Source organism: Gordonia sp. VNK1, assembly GCF_040049135.1.
GTDB lineage: Bacteria > Actinomycetota > Actinomycetes > Mycobacteriales > Mycobacteriaceae > Gordonia > Gordonia oleivorans.
Genome location: NZ_JBDZDJ010000011.1, coordinates 50,353 through 68,621 on the forward strand (window position 1 = coordinate 50,353; position 18,269 = coordinate 68,621).

Below are 18,269 nucleotides of genomic sequence, written 5' to 3' on the forward strand. Positions count from 1 at the left end.
GGAACTGTCCGTTCAGGGTCGCTGACGGGGACGTTTGTGGTCATTGAGCGCTTCGTCCCCTTGCTCGGGATGGTGCCGAGTACTGTTGGGCGGCAGCGTATTCAGTCGAGATCGATCAGACACCACGATCCGTCGGGCAGTTGGCGTGCTTCGCTGTCGGCTTCGACTCGTTCTCCGTTGTAGTCCCGTTCGATCACGCTGTAGGCGTGATCGGATCGGATGTCCACGCTGAGAACCTCGACGTCCAGGTCGAGCCCATCGAGTCCCTCCGCCTCGTACTCCCGGTGTTGCGCACGGAATGCCGACTCCTCGGGGCACGAGCGTTCGGCCGCATCGATGAAGTGCCCTCGCGCGAGGTCGTCGTAGTACCCGGTGATGAGTTCTTCGACGGCCTCTTCGTCGCTGATTCCGCCCGGTCGTACCACGATCACAACAGCGACGACACAACAGATCGCGATGGTGACCAGGCCTGCCGCGAGGAGGATCAGTCCTGTGCGGCCGAATCCATGGGGTGGCGGGGGAGGTCCCGGCGGAAGAGACGTGCTGGGCTGAGTCCACGCAGGCTGCGGCGCCGGGCTCAAGGGTGGCAGTCCCGCACCGGGATTCATGAACTGTTGTGGCCCAGGGTATCCGGGCATCTGGTGGAGCCCCGGTCGGGGTGGGGGTGGAGGCGGCGGCGATGACGGGCGCCACGGCGCTGCGGGCGGTGCCGGTACCGCCCGCTGATGTGGTTCGGGTCGACCGGCGGGCCCGGGGGAGGTCATGCGGCGATCGTAAGGTGCGAATCAGCCGTGGGCGTGCCCGTTTCGCGGTGGTCGCAGCGATTTCAGCCGACCGGACTACACCGTGGTCAGACCTTGGAATTACCCATGTCGATCTGAAATTGGGAGCCGGTGACGGCGCGGGCCTGGGGCGAGGTCAGGTAGAGCACGGCGTCGGAGATGTCGTCGAGGGAGGCCACCGGGAAGTGGTCCATCATCGAGACGAAATACCGTGTGTACTCACCCATGTCGAAGATCTTCATCGCCGAGCTGTCGGCGACTCCCATCGGCGTGTTCACCGCGTAGGGGTGGATCGAGTTGACGCGGATCCGTCGCGGTGCGAGTTCCTTCGCGGTCGTCTGAGCCAGTCCGGTGAGGGCGTACTTCGACGCCGAGTAGGCCGCCTGCACCGGCATCGCCTTGAGGCCCGCGACCGAGGCGATGATGACGATGGAGCGGTTGTCGGCGTCGGTGTCGAGGAGGGCGGGGATGGTGGCGCGCAACGTCTTCCAGGTGCCGGTCACGTTGACGTCGAGGACATCGGTGAATTCCTGCTCGGACAGTTCCCAGGTGAGTCCCCAGGAGAGGATGCCGGCGTTGGCGATCACGTGGTCGAGGCCGCCGAACTGCCGGACGCCGTCGGCGACCAACTCCTGCTGGAAGGCCAGGTCACGGGTATCGCCTTGGCGGGCAAGGATTTTACCGCCGGCCTCTTCGACGAGGCGGATGGTCTCGGCGAGGTCGTCGGCGGTGGCCGGCGGGTAGGTGATGTGATCGGCGACCGGTGCGGCGATGTCGAGGCCGATGATCGAGGCACCTTCGCGTGCAAATCGCAGTGCGTGGTTGCGTCCCTGACCACGTGCGATCCCGGTGATGTAGACGACCTTGCCGTCGAACTGTCCCATGCAAAAACTGTAACACGTTCTAGTTCGACGGCAGGGTCGGTATTCTCTCAGTCGTTCCAGACCGTCGCCGGGTCGGTGGCCTCGCGGGCCGGACCGGTCGGCGTCTCGGGGGAGGTGCGGGAGAAGCGCGGGGCGACCTGCGCCTGGGTGACGCCGTCGATCTCGACGAGGTTCGCGCGCGCGGCCATGTGCGGATCGTCGGGCGCTTCGGTGAAGGTCAGCACCGGGGACACGCAGGCATCGGTGCCCTCGAAGACCTTGGTCCATTCGTCGCGGGTGCGCGATGCGAAGGCGGCGGTGAAGGTCTTGCGGAGAGTGTCCCAGTGGGAGATGTCGCTCTGGGCCGGAAGATCGGCGTCGGCCAGGCCGAGACCGTTGATGAACGCGGCATAGAACTGCGGTTCGAGCGCACCGACCGCCATGTACTTGCCGTCGGAGGTCTCATACACGTCGTAGTACGGCGCGCCGGTGTCGAGCATGTTCACGCCGCGCTCATCCGACCATAGTCCGGTGCCACGGAACGCCCACATCATCTGTCCGAGAACGGAAGCGCCGTCGACCATGGCGGCGTCGACGACCTGTCCCTTACCGGAGGTCTGGCGTTCGATGAGTGCCGAGAGCACCCCGAGGACGAGGAACATCGACCCGCCGCCGAAGTCGCCGACGAGGTTCAGCGGGGGAACCGGACGTTCCCCGCGACGGCCGACGGCGTGCAGCATGCCGGTCAGCGAGATGTAGTTGATGTCGTGGCCGGCGAGTTCGGCGCGCGGCCCGTCCTGCCCCCAGCCGGTCATGCGGCCATAGACCAGGCCGGGATTGACCTCTGCGAGGGCGTCCGGTCCGAAGCCGAGGCGTTCCATCACGCCGGGGCGGAAGCCCTCGAGGATCACATCGGCCTTGCGGATGAGATTCAGGATGGTCTCGTGGTCGGCGGAGTCCTTGAGGTTGGCCTCGACGACCCGACGGCCGCGCAGCAGTGCGTCGGCCGAGGCTCCCTCACGCGGCAGGGAGCCGGGGCGTTGCACGCGGATCACGTCTGCACCGAGGTCCGACAGCAGCATCGCGGCATGCGGGCCGGGCCCGATGCCCGCGAATTCGATCACGCGAACACGGCTGAGCGGTCCGCTCTTACCGCTGGTGGATGCGGATTCTCCGGTCATGGTGGTCCTCCCTGATCTGGCACCCATATGTGGCGGGTGTCACGGCGATGCCGTCCAGGATTCCACAACCGACCGATCGCTCGGCAAGCGGGTCGGCGGCGTCGGGAATCGGTGAGGGAAATACCTGCCGACCGGTTACCCCTGGGCGCTTTGCGCACTAAACTTGGCCGAATGGTGCGACCGGCGACGTTGGGGCGATACGTGTGGCCGGAACTGACCGACTCGGCGATGACCGTACTGGTACCGGTGGGCTCATTCGAGCAACACGGACCGCATCTTCCGCTCGACACCGACACCCGCATCGCGGTGGCGGTGGCATCCGGTGCGCACGGGCGTCTGGCAACCGACGCTCCCTACTCCTGTGCTCCGGCAATTCCCTACGGGGCCAGCGGTGAGCACGAGGGATTCGCCGGCACCATCTCGCTGGGCGCGGAGGCGCTGGGCGCAGTGCTGCTGGAGTACGGGCGCAGCGCATGCCGGTGGGCGCAGCGGATCGCCTTCGTCAACGGACACGGAGGGAATGTGCCCACATTGACCACGGCGGTCGCACGGTTACGGTACGAGGCCCGGGATGTGGCGTGGTATCCGTGTATGTTCCCGGACGCTGACGCGCATGCGGGTCACACCGAAACCTCGGTCCTGCTTCATCTTTCACCCGATGTGGTGCGCTCGGATCGGCTCGAGGTGGGCAATCGGGAACCGATGGCCACCCTGATGGGCGCGCTGCGCACCGGCGGGGTCTCGGCGGTGAGTGCCAACGGGATTCTCGGCGACGCGTCGTCGTCGTCGGCCGAGGCGGGCGCGCTTCTGCTCGATCACGCGATCGGCGACCTCGCCCGGGCGTTGACCGAATGGACCGTCGATGACGGGGGGCGGCTGCGGTGACCACCGTCGAATCGACCACGGCCACAATCCGGGCGCAGGATTCCGGTCTGCCGGATGGATTCCAGGTGCAGATCGACATGCGTTGCGCCAGGGGCGGTGACCTTCGTTTCCTGGTCGGCGGATCGCCCACACGGATGATGCGGCTCAGCGACGCCGCGTTGGGGATGACCTCCGGCTACGGCCGCATCGAGGTCTGTGACCCGGCCACCCGTCGCCTCTCCCGCACCCTGCTCGAGGCGGGGATCGCTCATCCACGGCCGATGGCGGGTCCGTGCGTCGACGATGTCACCATCGTGATCCCGGTGCGCGACAACCAGTCCGGTGTGGACAGACTGGTAGCGGCGGTGGACGGTCGGCGCGTGATCGTCGTTGACGACGGGTCGGCCGAACCGATTGTCGCGTCCGGTCCGCTCGTGCAGGTCATCCGGTTCGACCGCAATCGTGGTCCGGCCGCGGCGCGCAATGCCGGAGCGGCCGCGGCGCAGACCGAGTTCGTCGCCTTCCTCGATTCGGATGTCGTGCCCGAACCCGAGTGGCTGATGATGCTGATGGCGCATTTCTCCGATCCGCTGGTGGCGCTGGCGGCACCACGCATCGTCGGGCTGTCCGGGCGTGAGGACGGGCCGACGATGCGTCGGCGTCCGTCGCTGGCCGAACGCTACGAGAACCGATATTCGTCACTCGACATGGGTCCCGGTGAGGCCGCGGTGGTTCCCGGAACCCCGGTGCCCTACGTTCCGAGTGCGGCGATGATCGTGCGGCGCAACGCTTTCTGCGGATTCGACGAGAAGCTGCGGGTGGCTGAGGACGTCGACCTGTGCTGGCGACTACACGAGGCGGGCTGGCGCATCCGATACGATCCCGTCGCGCGGGTTGCGCATGATCACCGGACGAGTATGCGGCAGGTCCTGTCGCGTCGCCGGTTCTACGGAACGGGAGCGGCGTTCCTCGCGCAGCGGCACGGAAGCACCGCGGCTCCGATGGTGATGACCGCCTCGATGGCGGTGGCCGTCGGTGCGCTGCTGTCCCGGACCAAGGTGGGTCTGGCGATCGCGTTCCTGGTGTTGACCCGGGTGGCCTACCGGCTGCGGACGCGGCTCGGCGATCTTCCCGATGCGCCGGTGGCCGCCGCGCAGATGACCGGCCGCGCCGCCGGGTTCGGGCTCTTGCAGGCCGCGGGTGCGATCTGTCGCCACTACTGGCCGGTGGCGCTGGTGCTGGCGTTGATCTCCAAGCGTTTCCGGGCTCTCGTCATCGAGGTGGCCGTCGTCGAGGGGGTCGTCGAGTGGATTCGGTCGGTGATTGCCGAACCCGGGGCCGCGCCGGCGATGGGTCCGATCGGTTACCTGGTGTGCCGTCGTCTCGACGACCTCGCGTATGGCACCGGTTTGTGGGAAGGCGTTGTGCGCGAGCGGGATCTGGGAGCGTTGCGGCCCATCGTCACCCGGTGAGGTGACCGGGGTGACCGAGCGCGTGCCCTCGACCGTCGACGTCGTCATCGTCGGTGCGGGCAGCGCGGGTTGCGTGTTGGCCGACAAACTCAGTCGCGACGGAGCCCGCTCGGTGCTGCTTCTCGAGCAGGGGCCCGGTTGGCCCGATGACTCCATCCGGGATCTGCGGCGACTGCCCATCGGGGCCGACTCGATCTACGCGACAACACTTCCGGAGGCATTGGGCCACGTGGTGGTGCGCGGGCGTGGGCTCGGCGGGTCGTCGGTGGTCAACGGGGGCTACTTTCTGCGGTGGCACGACACCGATTTCGCGTCCTGGCCGAGCGGATGGGGCCTCGCCGAGGTGGAAGCGGCCTACCGGGAACTCGATGATCCCGGTGGCAGAATGTCGGTCCGTCCGGCCGCCGACGGGGAGCTCAGTGCGGCGGCACGGGCTTTCGAGCGATATTGGGCATCGCGGGTACCGACGCGAGATCCGGTGCAGCGCTGGCCGATCGTCGGCCTGAACCGGGTACTCGGCAATCAGGTCGACGGGCTGAGGATGACAGCGGCGGAGGCGTACCTGCGTGCCGCGATCGGCCGGCCGAACCTGACTGTCCGGACGGATGCGCATGTCGAGGACCTCGCGGTCAGTGGTCGACGAATCATCGGCGTCCGCGTCGGTGGGGAGGCGGTGCGATGTGACGAAGTGATCCTGTGCGCCGGTACGTTGGGTACTGCCGGGCTGCTGCTGCGATCGCAACCGCAGGTGTTCGGTGTCGGCGACAGCGCGCGGATCGGTGAGCACCGCGAGGTGCTCGTCGGCTACGGGCGCACCGATGCCGAGGACCTGACACCGCTGCTACAGACCGTCGTTCATACCGAATCCGGAATCGAAATCCGCTGTTATTCTGACGATTTTGATCGCTATGTGACCGGTGGTCGGGGTGGGCGACCGGTGGTCGGAGTCTGCTCCATGCTTCACAGCGGTACCGGTTCGGTGGTCACCGCGTCCGGCGGCGGCGTCGAGGTGATCCTCGACCCGCCGTTGACCGACGACGCGGCCCGGATGTGGTCGGTCGCCGACGACGTGGTGGATATGTTGTCCTCCAAGGAGTTCGACGATCTCGTCGACCCTGGGTCGATCGTCATCGACCCGGTGGTCCGTACCTCCCAACACGCCTGGGGGAGTATGCCTATGGGCGATGCGGTCGACTGGTTGGGCGGTGTGCAGGGCGTGAAGGGCCTGCGCATCGTCGACGGTTCGATCCTGCCGAGTCCCGGACGCAGTGGCCCGCACGCCACGATCATGATGATGGCTTGCCGGATCGGTGATCTGCTCGCAGCGGGCTGACGCTCTCGCCGACCCGCCAGCTGGTCGAGCCGGTCCGGAGCGATAGCGGAGGACCGTGTCGAGACCTCCGCAGGCCGACGACGAAACCTGGCCACCACCAACCGAACCCACGCGCGATATAGCCGACAGCGTTCACCCCCACCAGATTCCGCGCGGAGAAGGTTGTCGGTGGTCGTCGTTACACTTGAGTCAGTTCAGTTGGAGCGACCGAGCAGAGGGGGTGAACATCATGGCCGACACCACAATTCGCACGACTACCGCGCCGGAACTGTCGATGACCGCCGCCGACGCCGCCATGATCGATCACCTCCCCGCCGAGCAGGCCACCGCCCTGGCCCGATCGTTGCAACGCCAAGAACGACAACTGATCGCCCGGAAGGTGCTCTCCGCAGCCCGGATCGGGCACACCGTGTACGACGAGATGCTGCTCTCGGGCCACATGACCAACGCGCACACCACCGGTGCCGTCGACAAAGCCGCCACCGGCAAGGTCTCGACCGCGCTGGGTGTGTCGGTACCGCACGCCACCGCGTGGATGACGCTGAGCTTCCTGCTGTCGACGCTCCCGACGGTGACCGCCGCCTTCTTGGCCGGTGACCAGTCGTTGGAGCGTATCCGCATCATCGCCGACGAGATCGTCGTGCTGTCCGATGACGATGTGCGCGCGTTCGCCGAAACCCGCGCACTGCAACTCGCTGGACGTAATCAGGCGGATACGACATTGCGGGATCAGGTCGCCGAGATGGTGATCGCGCTGGATCCCGACGGTGCCGCCGACCGTCGGGAGGAGGCCGCCGCGCGTGATCAGAACGTGCGGGTCCGTCGGGACACCAACGGGCATTGCAGTATCTCGGTGTACGCACCGGGGGAGGTGGGTGCGCATCTGGCGGCGCGGATCGCACAGATGATCAGTGAGCGGATCTGCCCGCGTGATCCGCGTCGCCGCGGTCAGGTGCAGGTCGCGGCGTTCGCCGAAATCCAGGGCCTGCCGGGTGCGTACCTGTCGTGTGAATGCGGGCGGGGTAACTGCTCGCGGGCGGTCCCGTTGCCGGAGGAGCCCTGTGGCCTGACCGACCTCGACATCGATGTCGACGGCGGCGCGGCTGATCCGTTCGATGTTGAAGCCGAGTGCGGTGAGGCTGACGAGATCACCGAACCCGAGACGACCGACGCTCCCGAGACGGTCACCGACGGCGACGCTGACGGTGCGGCAACGGATACCGTCGAGGCGCACCCCAACACCGAATCCGACACCGACACCGACACCGAACCCGAAAACGATTTGCAGTTATCGCTGTCGTTGATCACCGACCCGTCCGGGCAGCGGGAAGCCCGGTTGGAGTACTTCGGCGTGGTGGACGAAGCTCATGCCAGGTCGTTGATCGGTTCGGGACAGTTGGTGACCGTCACCGAGTTTCCCACCCTGGACATACCCACCGTCAGCACCGCCACCTCGCTGGATCGGATACCGGCGGCGTGGCGTCGTCTCGACGATCCGTTCCCCGCGCCACCGGTCGACCCGACCGGGCACGGCGGCCATCTCCTCCCGCCGCCGGGTGCGTTGACGTATCGGATACCAGCGTGGTTGCGGGAGAAGATCATCGAGTTGGATGGCACCTGCCGGTACCCGCAGTGCGGGCGGCCGGCCAGTGACTGCCAGATCGATCACCTGGTGAAATTCGTGCACCAGGATCCGATCACCGGTGGCTGGACGGTGGAATTCAACCTGATGCCGCTGTGCACCCCGGACCACCAACGAAAACACATGGGCTTGTTGATCCCCACCATGCTCGCCGATCGGGCGGTCATCTGGCGCGACCCCGTCTCCGGGGAAACCATCACCACCTATCCGCGGTAGGCGGCCGGCTTCGGTCTGCCGTCGGGTGATGCTGCGCTGCAACCAGTTCCCAGCTCCACGTTGCGTGGTCTCGAGGATCGTCGTTTCGACGGAGCTCAACGCAAGGCGCCGGGGCTCACGCAAGGCCCTAAGGCTCCTCGCGACTCGGTCGGCTCAGATGAGTGTGGACCAGTAATCCCAGAACTGAATTCCGATGGCCACGATGACGATTGCGTACCAGAGGGGAAGTAGCACCCAGAGCCAGCCGCGAATGTCGCGGGCGCGGTAAGAATCTCCGAGGAGTCGTCCGGCCGAGAGGATCAGCAGGATCGGCGTGACGGTCCAGACCACCATGCAGTACGGGCACAGCGCGTTGATCCGGTACAGACTCTCGAACGCCAGCCAGTTGACGAAGACGAAACCCAGTGCCAGGCCGATGGTTTGACCCAGCCAGTACCACCGGGGCAACGACACGCGACCCGTCGCGAGGACACCGGTGACGATGATCACCGAGAACGCCGCGATACCGATCAGCGGGTTCGGGAAGCCGAACAGCCGGGCCTGCGGCGTCACCATCACCGAACCGCACGACAACACCGGATTGATGCTGCAACTCGGGCGGTACGACGGATTGATCAGCAGCTCAATGCGTTCGATCGTCAGCGTCGCCGACGCGATGAACCCGATGATCCCGAGCACCAGCACGGCGATGCCGGTGGCGGGGGAAACGTCGGGACGTTGCAGCCACCACGATCGGTCGTCGGTCGGATCGTCGGTGCTGTCATCGGATTCGAGGGAGTCCGCGTTGAGCGCCTTGTCGGGTTCGGTCTCAGATGTGATGCCGGCCATGATGTCGTTTCGTTCGATCATGCTGCTGGGCTGGGTCCTACTGCTGGGAGCCGGCAGCGGCATTAACCGCTGCCACGAAGGCCTCGGGGCCCTGTTGGATGTTGAAGTCCTGCCCGTTGATCTTCACGGTCGGTGTTCCGGTGACACCAGAGTCCTTGGTCTCTTGGGTGACCCAGTCCTCGTAGTCACCGCGCGTGATGCATTCCTTGACATTCTGCGCACCGGCTTCGGTGGCGTAGGACGCCAACTGGTCATCGGTGAGGCCGGAACCGTTCTCGGCGGGCTGGTTCTCATAGAGCAGGGAGTGGAATTTCAGCCACACCTCGAAGTTGTTGGCGCCGCCGGTCGATTCGGCCACACACGCCGACGCGTTCGCCGCGCGGGTCGAGTAGTTCGTCGACGACATCCGGTCGAGGATGGCGACCGGCCGATAGTCGATCGCGACGTTCGGATTGGACTTCAGCTGGGTGAGCGCGTCGCCGAACACGGATTCAAACTGCTTGCACACCGGGCACTGGAAGTCCTCGAGGATCTCCACGACCGCCTTGGGGGTGGTACCGGCCGGAGCGGTGGTGATGCGGAAGGCCCCGTCGGTGGTGACCGTCGGCGGGGTACCGGCGGCGACCGAACTGTCGTCACTGAAAATCTTCCCGTTGGACCACAGGATGGAGACGGCGACGACGGCCGCGACGACGATGATCGCCACCACGGCCCCGATCCGCATGAACAGCGAGCGCCGACGCTCGGCGGCTCGTGGGTCGACGACTGGCTTCCGACGTTTGTCTGCCACGGGTTCCCTCACACTCCAAGTCAACGGTTCGCACGGCCGCAGCACCCCGGAATCTCGCCGCGAGGTCTCCACGCCGCTGTTCAGCGTACTTGGGCCCGCCTGAGTCGCGACTGAGCGGCCCGATCGGCGCCGAATCGGTCACACCGACGCAGCGTCGTAGACTTACTCCGACGCTGTCTCGCTGCAGCGTTGCTAGGAGACCTACATTCTGTGACCGCTCCCGACACACACTCGCCCGACGTACCGGGCACCGACGACACCACCGCCCCGACCCGACCGACCATCCGGACGGCTCGATGGCTGGCGGCGCTGGTCGGCATCGCGCTGGTCGGCATCGTCATCTACGGGGCCGCGAGCGGGTCGGCCCGCCACATCGAGCGCGGCGACCCCTACCCCGGGATGCCGATCGCCATTGCCGACGTCGCCGGGTACTTCCTCGGTACGGTGCTGGCCGCATTGTGTCTGGGTGCGTTGGCCTTCGTCGTCGCCGGAGCCCGGCCCGATTCCAACGGCATCATCGACGCGACCGTCTACCGCGCCCACCGCTTCGTCTCGTCGGCCGCGCCGGTGTGGGCGGTGCTGTCGTGGCTGATGGTGGGGGTCGCGGCCGCCGACGGCTACGGATTGCCGCTGGGCAAGGTGCTGTCCTCGGGCACGCTGTTCGACGCGATCGGGGTCAGCGAGGAGGCGGTGGCCTGGCTGGTGGTGGCGATCTTCGCAACGATCGTGGCAATCGCGATCCGGTTCTTCCTGTCCTGGATCGCGCACCTGGTGCTGCTGATCCCGACCGGCATCGCGGTGGCGGCCCTGCCGATGGCCGGCAACGGTGGTCAGGGCCCCAACCACGACTACACGACCAGCCTGGTCATCCTCTTCATCCTGGCCGCCGCTATCGGCATCGGCTACCGCGTCGCGTTCGCGACCGCGCCGGTGGTCACACCGGACTCGGATCGGGCGATCCTGGAACGCCGGCACGCGTGGATCCTGGCCATCGCCGACACCGTCGCGCTGCTCGCCGGAAGCGGGCTGGTGGCGTTCCTGCTGCCGGTGCGCTACCTGTTCTCCACCGCGTTCGGTCTGGCCGCAATGGTGATGCTCATCGCGCTGGCCGCGGTGCTGGTGTGCAGCATCGTCGCGCTGCGAGGATCGGGTGCCGACCGGATCTGGCGTCCACAGGTCCTCGCCGCGGTGCTGATGATCGTCGTCGTCGCGTGCTGGACGGTGATGGACACCCGCGTCGCCCCCGGGCTGCTGGCACACACCTTCACCGCGTGGGATGTGTTCCTCGGCTACGAACTGCCGGGCGCGCCCGACGCCTGGCGACTGGCCACCTTCTGGCGCTTCGACTTCGTGATGGGGACGGCATTCGTCGTCGCCGCGATCCTCTATGGCTTGGGAGCATGGCGGTTGTATCGACGGGGCGACGCCTGGCCCGTCGGACGCACCATCTCCTGGATACTCGGCTGCCTGTGCGTGATCATCGTCACCGGCTCGGGTATCCGGGCCTACGGATCGGCGATGTTCAGCGTCCACATGGCAGAACACATGGCGCTGAACATGTTTGCGCCCGTACTGCTGGTGCTCGGGGCACCCGCCACCCTCGCCTTGCGAGCCCTGCCGACCGCCGGTTCCCGCCGCCCACCCGGTCCGCGGGAATGGTTGCTGTGGGCGCTGCACTCCAAGGTCACCCGCTTCCTGTCGCATCCGGCGGTCGCTCTGGTGTTGTTCGTGCTGTCGCTGTACGCGGTGTACTTCACCGCGATCTTCGGGACATTCGCGCGGTACCACTGGGGCCACGTCCTATTGACCATTCACTTCATCTTCGTCGGCTACCTCTTCTACTGGGTGATCATCGGCATCGATCCGGGCCCGCGTCGCATCCCGTTCCTGGCACGGATCGGATTGTTGTTCGCGGTCATGCCCTTTCACGCGTTCTTCGGTATCGCACTGATGACGATGACCTCGGTGGTCGGCGACAAGTTCTACAGTCAGCTCGATCTGCCGTGGGTGACCGACCGGTTGCACGACCAATGGCTCGGCGGTGCGATCGCCTGGGGTGCCAGTGAGGTGCCGGTCGTCCTCGTCGTCGTCGCGATCGTCTCGCAGTGGGCCAAATCCGATCGGCGGGCCGCCCGCCGCGCCGACCGGCACGCGGAGACCTACGAGGACACCGAACTCGACGATTACAACAAGATGCTCGAAGACCTCGCGAAGTCGCGGCGCTGAGAGGTCCGGCTTGACCCGATCGGGACAATCGATTCATGCGGTGTGAGGTGGCGCGAGAGGCGTTGTCGGCGCGTACCGACGGCGAACGGGAGACCGTTCCGTCGGTGCGGGTCGACGAGCACGTCGCCGGATGCGCCGACTGCACGGAGTTTGCCGCCGCGCTGGCCGCGATTGCGCTCCCGCAGATCCGCGAACCGCTGCGGGTGGTGGGTTCCGACACCGGGCCGGATCTGGTCGAACGGATGCTCGCCGCGCGTGCCGAGCAGCCCGCACCGTCGGAGTCGGACCGCGAATCGCGTTCGGGCGCATGGTGGATCGCCGCGGGCGGCGGGGCATTCGTCTCCGGTGCGCTGGCGGTGACACTTGTTCTCACGCACGGTTCCGTGATCGTGATCGCCCTGTTCGTGATTGCCGTCGTGGCCACCGTGGGGCTGACGGTGCGAGCACGCCGCTGACGCGGGACCAGGTCGGCCCGGCGGCTCGGCTCGGCGGGTGAGCTCGGCGGGTCAGCTCAGCGGCGTGACTCGCCGAAATGCTGCAGCCGCAGGCTGTTGGTGACGACGAACAGCGACGACAACGCCATCGCCGCCCCCGCGATCAGCGGGTTGAGCACTCCGAGCGCGGCGATCGGGATCGCGGCCACGTTGTAGCCGAACGCCCACACCAGGTTGGTGCGGATGGTCTTCTGCGTCGCTCCCGCGAGGCTCAGCGCCGCCGGCACCGCACGCAGGTCATCGCGCACCAGGATCACGTCGGCGGCGCCGATCGCGACGTCGGTGCCTGCACCGATGGCCAGGCTCAGATCCGCGGTCGCCAGGGCCGGACCGTCGTTGATGCCGTCGCCGACCATCGCCACCGAATGACCCTCGTCCTGCAGACGGCGGATCGTTTCCACCTTCTGGTCGGGCAGGACCTCGGCGATCACGTCGTCGACCTGCACCGCGTCGGCGACGGCACGGGCGGCACCCGCATTGTCTCCGGTCAGCAGGATTGTGCGGAGACCGGCGGCACGCAGCGCGGCGATGGCCGTGGGGGCGGACGCCTTGACGGTGTCGGCGACGCAGATCGCGGCGACCGGCTCGTCATCGACGACCACGTAGACGACGGTGGTGCCGGCCGCCTCGGCGTCGCGTCGGACGCGCGCGAGGTCGGCGGGGACGACGGTGTTCGCGGTGGCCCAGCGCGGCGATCCGACCCGCACCCGCCGGCCGTCGACGATGCCGAATACCCCGCGGCCGGGTTCGGCGTGGAAGTCGCTGACCGGGCGGCGGTCCGCCTCGGCGACGGCCGCGGCGATCGCCGCGCCGACGGCATGCTCGGAGGCGGATTCGACGGCGGCGGCCAGGGCGAGCACCTCGTCGGCATCGGCGTCGGCGACGGCGGTCACCGACTCCACCGACAGTGCGCCCTCGGTGACGGTGCCGGTCTTGTCGAAGACGACGGTGTCGATGAGCCGGGAAGTGTCCAGGGTCTGGTGGCCCTTGAGGAAGATGCCGAGCTGGGCGCCGCGGCCGGTCGCGACCATCACCGCGATCGGGGTGGCCAGGCCGAGTGCGCACGGGCAGGCGATGATCAGCACCGCCAGCGCCGCGGACACCGCGCGGTCGGCGGGTTGTCCGAGGAGCAGCCAGGTGGCCAGCGTGACCAGCGACAACACGACGACGATCGGGACGAAGACACCGGCGATGCGGTCGGCGAGCCGTTGTGCGCGGGCCTTACCGGACTGGGCCTCCTCGACCAGGCGCATCATGCCGGCGAACGCGGTGTCCGCACCGACCGCCGCGGCCTCGACGATGATCCGTCCGTTGAGGACCGTGGTGCCGCCGATCACCGGCTCGTCGACGGTGACCTCGACGGGCCGGGATTCGCCGGTCATGGCACTCATGTCGATGGCGGCGTGGCCCTCGATGACCAGGCCGTCGGTGCCGACCGTCTCCCCGGGACGCACGACGAAACGCTGCTGTTCCTTCAGCTCCTCGGCCGGGATCCGCATCTCGCGGCCGTCGGGCAGCAGGACGGCGACATCCTTGGCGCCGATCGCGGCCAGCGCGCGCAACGCACCGCCGGCCCGGGACCGGGCCCGCGCCTCGAAATACCGTCCGGCCAGCACCAGCACGGTGACGCCGGTGGCCACCTCGAGGTAGATCGAATCGCTACTCCAGATGGCATCCCACACGCCGGTGGTCGCCCGGGCGTCGGGGTCGGTGGTGAACATCGAGTACAACGACCAGCCGGTGGCGGCGAGCACACCGAGCGTCACCAGCGTCTCCATGGTCGCCGCGCCGGTGCGCAGATTCTTCGCGGCCACCTTGTAGAACGGCCACGCGCACCACGTCAGGATGGGTGCGGCCATCGCGATGAGCAGCCACTGCCAGCCGGGGAAGCGGGTCGTCGGCACCACCGCGAACACGATCGAGAGGTCGGCGAGCGGCACGAACAGCACCACCGCGACGGCGAGTCGGCGGAAGAGGCGGCGGGCCTCGGCGGCGTCGGTGTCGGGGATGGCGCGCGGGACGTCATCGCGGGGCGTCGCGCCGTAGCCGGCCTTGTTGACGACGTCGCACAGATCGTCGGTGGTGACCGTCGGTGCGGCATCGATGGTGGCGACCCGGGTGGCGTAGTTGACCGACGCCTTCACCCCGTCGACCTTGTTGAGTTTGCGTTCCACGCGGGCCGCACACGCCCCACACGTCATGCCGGTGAGATCGAGCTGGAGTCGCTGGGGCTCGGGCGGGCCGACGGATTCGGTATCCGAGCCGGTCACGGTCGTCACATCGGTGGTCACACGATCCTCTTGATTCCCGGCGCCGGGTCATCAGGGGCTGGTCACGCTGATGACGTCGGCGGCCGCATACGCACTCGTCCTCAGGATAGGTCGGATGTGCGGGGCCCAGAGTTCCCGGTGATCGTGGGTGATCTGGGTCACCGATGCGGATGTGGTCTGCCCACTCGACGGGAAAGGGTGCCCACTCGACGGGGAAGGGCTACACGCTGCGGCGATGAGCCGACGACGCGGCGACGAGGGATTCGCGGGCGCGGGCCACACGGGAACGTACGGTCCCGATCGGGCATCCGGTGACCTCGGCGACCTCCTGATACGACAGTCCGAGGATCTGAGTGAGCACCAGGGCTTCCCGACGTTCGGTCGGCAGATCCGCGAGCAGCATGTTGATCTCGACGAGATCTTCCCAGCGCACGTAGGACCGGCCCGCATGGGCGGCGTCGGCGGCCGAGACCCAGTCGACGTCGGCGTTCACCCGAGGTCGGGACTGGGCGCGGCGCACCTCGTCGGCGCAGACGCGTCGGGCGATCGACAGCAGCCAGGTCTTCGCGCTGGCCTCGGCCCGAAACCGCGGCAACGACCGCATGGCCCGCAGGAAGGTTTCCTGGGTCAGGTCGTCGGCGGTGCTCGCATGGCCGAGGTGGGCGATGAATCGCCACACATCGGTGTGGGTGGCCTCGATGAACGTCGTCAATGCGGCACGGTCGCCGGTGGCAGCCCGCAGCGCGGCACGGGTCAACGCAGCCTCGTGATCGGCTGGGTCGGTGTCGGCGGTGGACTCCATGACGGTGAGCCTATCGGGTCCGCGGCTGCGGCCACACGCTCAGGTGTGGTCGGGGGCGATCCCGAATCCCTCGAGCGTGCCGACGTAGCGTTTCGGTAGCGGCGGGGCGAACTCGCCGCTACTGGTCCCGGTGCGCAAGCCCATCGCGGCCATCGCCGCGAGCATGCCCACCCCCGCGGCGACGCCGTCGATGACCGGTGCGCCGATCTGCGCCGACATGCGTCGCGCGAGGTCGGCCATGCCGGCGCAGCCGAGGAGGATCGCGTCGGAACCGTCGGAGTGCAGGGCGTCGGCGCAGGCCTTGGCGAGGATATCGGCGGTGTCGGGGTTGGATTCGAGTTCCAGCACCGGGATGTCGCAGGCGTGAATACCGTTGCACTGCTTCGAGAAACCGTAGTGGGCGACGAGGTCCTCGGCCCGGCCGATGGTGCGTGAGAGCGTGGTGACCACCGAGAAGCCGCGACCGAGTGGGGCGGCGAGATGCATGCCCGCCTCGGCGATCCCGAGGACCGGCGCGTCCGCGAGTTCGCGGGCCGCGTCGAGTCCCGGATCGCCGAAGCAGGCCAGCAGGTAACCGTCGGCGTCGGGGTGCGCGGCGATCGCGTCGAGCACCCCGGGCACGGCGAGCGCCTCATCGTAATGACTTTCGATGGACGCCGGTCCCATCGCCGAGGTGACCGCGATGATCTCTGCATCGGCGCGCACGACGGATCGTGCGGCTGCCGCGATCACCGCGGTCATCTCGGCGGTGGTGTTCGGGTTGATGACAACCAGCTTCATGAGATGGCGCTCAGACCTTCGCCATTCCGTCGCCCGCCATTCCGTCGCCCTGGGCGTCGCCGGCGGTGACAACGGTGGGGGTCTTGGCGACGGTGGTGGTGCCGTCGGCGGCCACCGAGATGTCGGTCGTTGTGGCGGCGCTCAGGCCGCGGCCGTAGATGAACGACTTCGGTGCGTAGCGCATGCCGAGGTAGTAGAAGACCAGACCCGCCGCGGCGCCCATGAACCAGGTGAAGCTGGCCTGGTAGGCGGTGCCGAAGAGCACGAAGCAGATCGGGATGATCGAGGCCGCGATCACCGATGCCACCGCGACCGGATTCCAGCCGTTGCGGTAGAAGTAGGTGCCGGTGGGCTTGGTGGAGAACAGGTCGTCGACCACGATCTGCTTGCGCTTGATCAGGTAGAAGTCGGCGATGAGGATGCCGAACAGCGGACCGATCACGGCACCGAGGGTGTCCATCGTGTAGTGGATCGCGCTGGCGTTGTTGAACAGATTCCACGGGGTGATCAGCACCGAACCGACCGCGGCGATCATGCCGCCCATCCGCCAGGTGATCTTGGTGGGCGCCACATTCGAGAAGTCGAAGGCGGGGGAGACGAAGTTCGCGACGATGTTGATGCCGATGGTGGCGATCGCGAAGGTCAGCACGCCCAGCACGGCGGCGGTGGTGTTGTCGATCTGGTCGACGATGTGCACCGGGTCGGTGACGATGGCGCCGTCCTCGTCACGGCCGATGACCGTGGCGCCCGCCGAGACGGTGCACACCACCAGCAGCGAGAAGAACAGGAAGTTGACCGGCAGACCCCAGAAGTTGCCCTTCTTGACCTCGCCGAAAGTCTTTCCGTAGCGCGAGAAGTCACCGAAGTTGAGCATCGGACCGGAGAAGTAGGAGACCACCAGGGCGAAGGCGGAGATCATCGCGGTAACCGAGGCCCATCCGGTGGTGCCGGAACCTTCGGAGAGATCGAAGTGCACATTGGACCAGCCGGCCTCGACGATCAGGTATCCGGCCAGCAGGATCATCACGACATACACAGCGGGACCGCAGAAGTCGATGAACTTGCGGATGGTGTCCATGCCGTTCCAGAACACCAGTGCCTGCAGCACCCACATCAGCATGAAGCCGGCCCAGCCCAGCGGCGCCAGACCGAGGAAGGAGTGGATGTCCGGGTCGGCGTACTGCTCGAGTGACGGCCAGAACTTGATGGCGAGCAGGCCGAAGGCCACCGACGCCAGATATGTCTGAATTCCGTACCAGACCACCGCGATCACGCCGCGGATGATGGCCGGGATGTTGGCGCCCTTGATGCCGAAGGAAATGCGCGTGGTGACCGGGTAGGGGACGCCGGCCTGCTGCGACGGCCGGGCGACCAGGTTGCACAGCAGATTGACCGCGACGATGCCGACGATCAGCGCCACCAGCACCTGCCACGCGGCGATGCCGAGCGCGAACAGGCTTCCGGCGAAGACGTATCCGCCGACGCTGTGCACATCCGACATCCAGAAGGCGAAGATGTTGTACCACGTCCACGTCTGCCGCTTCAGTGGCGCAAGGTCTTCGTTGGTCAGTGACGGGTCGTACTCGGGTTTGATGACACTTTCGCCAGCGGCGCTGTGATGCGTCGCGGCCTGGGGTGACTCAGCGGACATGAGGGGTTCTCCAATCGAGGAATTCGATGAAGAACACGCTAAGAACGTTGTGTTACCTGGTGATTAATCGGCGGA

At 67.2% G+C, this 18,269-nt stretch carries 15 protein-coding genes; 6 read left to right on the forward strand and 9 right to left on the reverse strand.

The window, feature by feature from the left end:
• Positions 1 to 101 precede the first annotated feature (101 nt).
• The 3 genes from ABLE94_RS15045 to ABLE94_RS15055 all read right to left on the reverse strand — a co-directional run bounded on the left by ABLE94_RS15045 (position 102) and on the right by ABLE94_RS15055 (position 2,826).
• Complete coding sequence (locus tag ABLE94_RS15045) at positions 102 to 431, reverse strand: hypothetical protein (RefSeq protein ID WP_348805583.1); 330 nt, start codon at positions 429 to 431, stop codon at positions 102 to 104.
• Between the two features lie 419 nt (positions 432 to 850).
• Entirely contained in the window at positions 851 to 1,666 is an 816-nt protein-coding gene (locus ABLE94_RS15050) for a mycofactocin-coupled SDR family oxidoreductase (RefSeq protein WP_348809145.1), read from the reverse strand.
• 47 nt (positions 1,667 to 1,713) lie between these two features.
• Positions 1,714 to 2,826 (reverse strand): CaiB/BaiF CoA transferase family protein, encoded by a 1,113-nt coding sequence (locus tag ABLE94_RS15055; protein ID WP_348805581.1) that lies wholly within the window; start codon positions 2,824 to 2,826, stop codon positions 1,714 to 1,716.
• Between the two features lie 171 nt (positions 2,827 to 2,997).
• Here ABLE94_RS15055 and mftE point away from each other — a divergent pair, with 171 nt between their 5' ends.
• The 4 genes from mftE (at position 2,998) to ABLE94_RS15075 (ending at position 8,353) form a co-directional block, all read left to right on the forward strand.
• Entirely contained in the window at positions 2,998 to 3,711 is a 714-nt protein-coding gene (gene mftE / locus ABLE94_RS15060; protein WP_348805580.1) for a mycofactocin biosynthesis peptidyl-dipeptidase MftE, read from the forward strand.
• Positions 3,708 to 5,162, forward strand: coding sequence for a mycofactocin biosynthesis glycosyltransferase MftF (gene mftF, locus ABLE94_RS15065; RefSeq protein ID WP_348809146.1), 1,455 nt, complete (start codon positions 3,708 to 3,710; stop codon positions 5,160 to 5,162). Before mftE ends, mftF begins: the two co-directional genes overlap by 4 nt.
• 10 nt (positions 5,163 to 5,172) lie before the next feature.
• Positions 5,173 to 6,495: a mycofactocin system GMC family oxidoreductase MftG gene (gene mftG / locus ABLE94_RS15070; protein WP_348805578.1), complete on the forward strand. Its 1,323-nt coding sequence runs from the start codon at positions 5,173 to 5,175 to the stop codon at positions 6,493 to 6,495.
• A 229-nt stretch (positions 6,496 to 6,724) separates the two neighbouring features.
• The gene (locus ABLE94_RS15075; protein ID WP_348809147.1) at positions 6,725 to 8,353 is read left to right on the forward strand and encodes an HNH endonuclease signature motif containing protein; all 1,629 of its coding nucleotides are present in this window, start codon (positions 6,725 to 6,727) and stop codon (positions 8,351 to 8,353) included.
• 153 nt (positions 8,354 to 8,506) lie between these two features.
• Here the strand turns inward: ABLE94_RS15075 and ABLE94_RS15080 are convergent, their stop codons facing one another.
• Together ABLE94_RS15080 and ABLE94_RS15085 are read right to left on the reverse strand one after the other, a co-directional pair.
• Positions 8,507 to 9,202 (reverse strand): vitamin K epoxide reductase family protein, encoded by a 696-nt coding sequence (locus ABLE94_RS15080; RefSeq protein ID WP_425476209.1) that lies wholly within the window; start codon positions 9,200 to 9,202, stop codon positions 8,507 to 8,509.
• 16 nt (positions 9,203 to 9,218) lie between these two features.
• Positions 9,219 to 9,971, reverse strand: coding sequence for a DsbA family protein (locus ABLE94_RS15085; RefSeq protein WP_348809148.1), 753 nt, complete (start codon positions 9,969 to 9,971; stop codon positions 9,219 to 9,221).
• Between the two features lie 210 nt (positions 9,972 to 10,181).
• Here ABLE94_RS15085 and ABLE94_RS15090 point away from each other — a divergent pair, with 210 nt between their 5' ends.
• Together ABLE94_RS15090 and ABLE94_RS26455 are read left to right on the forward strand one after the other, a co-directional pair.
• Positions 10,182 to 12,197 (forward strand): cytochrome c oxidase assembly protein, encoded by a 2,016-nt coding sequence (locus tag ABLE94_RS15090; protein WP_425476210.1) that lies wholly within the window; start codon positions 10,182 to 10,184, stop codon positions 12,195 to 12,197.
• Positions 12,198 to 12,232: 35 nt separating this feature from the next.
• Positions 12,233 to 12,652 (forward strand): zf-HC2 domain-containing protein, encoded by a 420-nt coding sequence (locus tag ABLE94_RS26455; protein WP_425476211.1) that lies wholly within the window; start codon positions 12,233 to 12,235, stop codon positions 12,650 to 12,652.
• 56 nt (positions 12,653 to 12,708) lie between these two features.
• Here ABLE94_RS26455 and ABLE94_RS15100 read toward each other — a convergent pair whose 3' ends face one another.
• The 4 genes from ABLE94_RS15100 to ABLE94_RS15115 form a co-directional block, all read right to left on the reverse strand.
• Positions 12,709 to 14,982, reverse strand: a complete 2,274-nt coding sequence (locus tag ABLE94_RS15100) for a heavy metal translocating P-type ATPase (protein WP_425476212.1) — start codon at positions 14,980 to 14,982, stop codon at positions 12,709 to 12,711.
• Between the two features lie 199 nt (positions 14,983 to 15,181).
• Positions 15,182 to 15,763 (reverse strand): sigma-70 family RNA polymerase sigma factor, encoded by a 582-nt coding sequence (locus ABLE94_RS15105; RefSeq protein WP_348809149.1) that lies wholly within the window; start codon positions 15,761 to 15,763, stop codon positions 15,182 to 15,184.
• A gap of 39 nt (positions 15,764 to 15,802) precedes the next feature.
• Positions 15,803 to 16,543: an aspartate/glutamate racemase family protein gene (locus ABLE94_RS15110; RefSeq protein ID WP_348809150.1), complete on the reverse strand. Its 741-nt coding sequence runs from the start codon at positions 16,541 to 16,543 to the stop codon at positions 15,803 to 15,805.
• Positions 16,544 to 16,553: 10 nt separating this feature from the next.
• Positions 16,554 to 18,194: an NCS1 family nucleobase:cation symporter-1 gene (locus ABLE94_RS15115; protein WP_348809151.1), complete on the reverse strand. Its 1,641-nt coding sequence runs from the start codon at positions 18,192 to 18,194 to the stop codon at positions 16,554 to 16,556.
• Positions 18,195 to 18,269 lie beyond the last annotated feature (75 nt).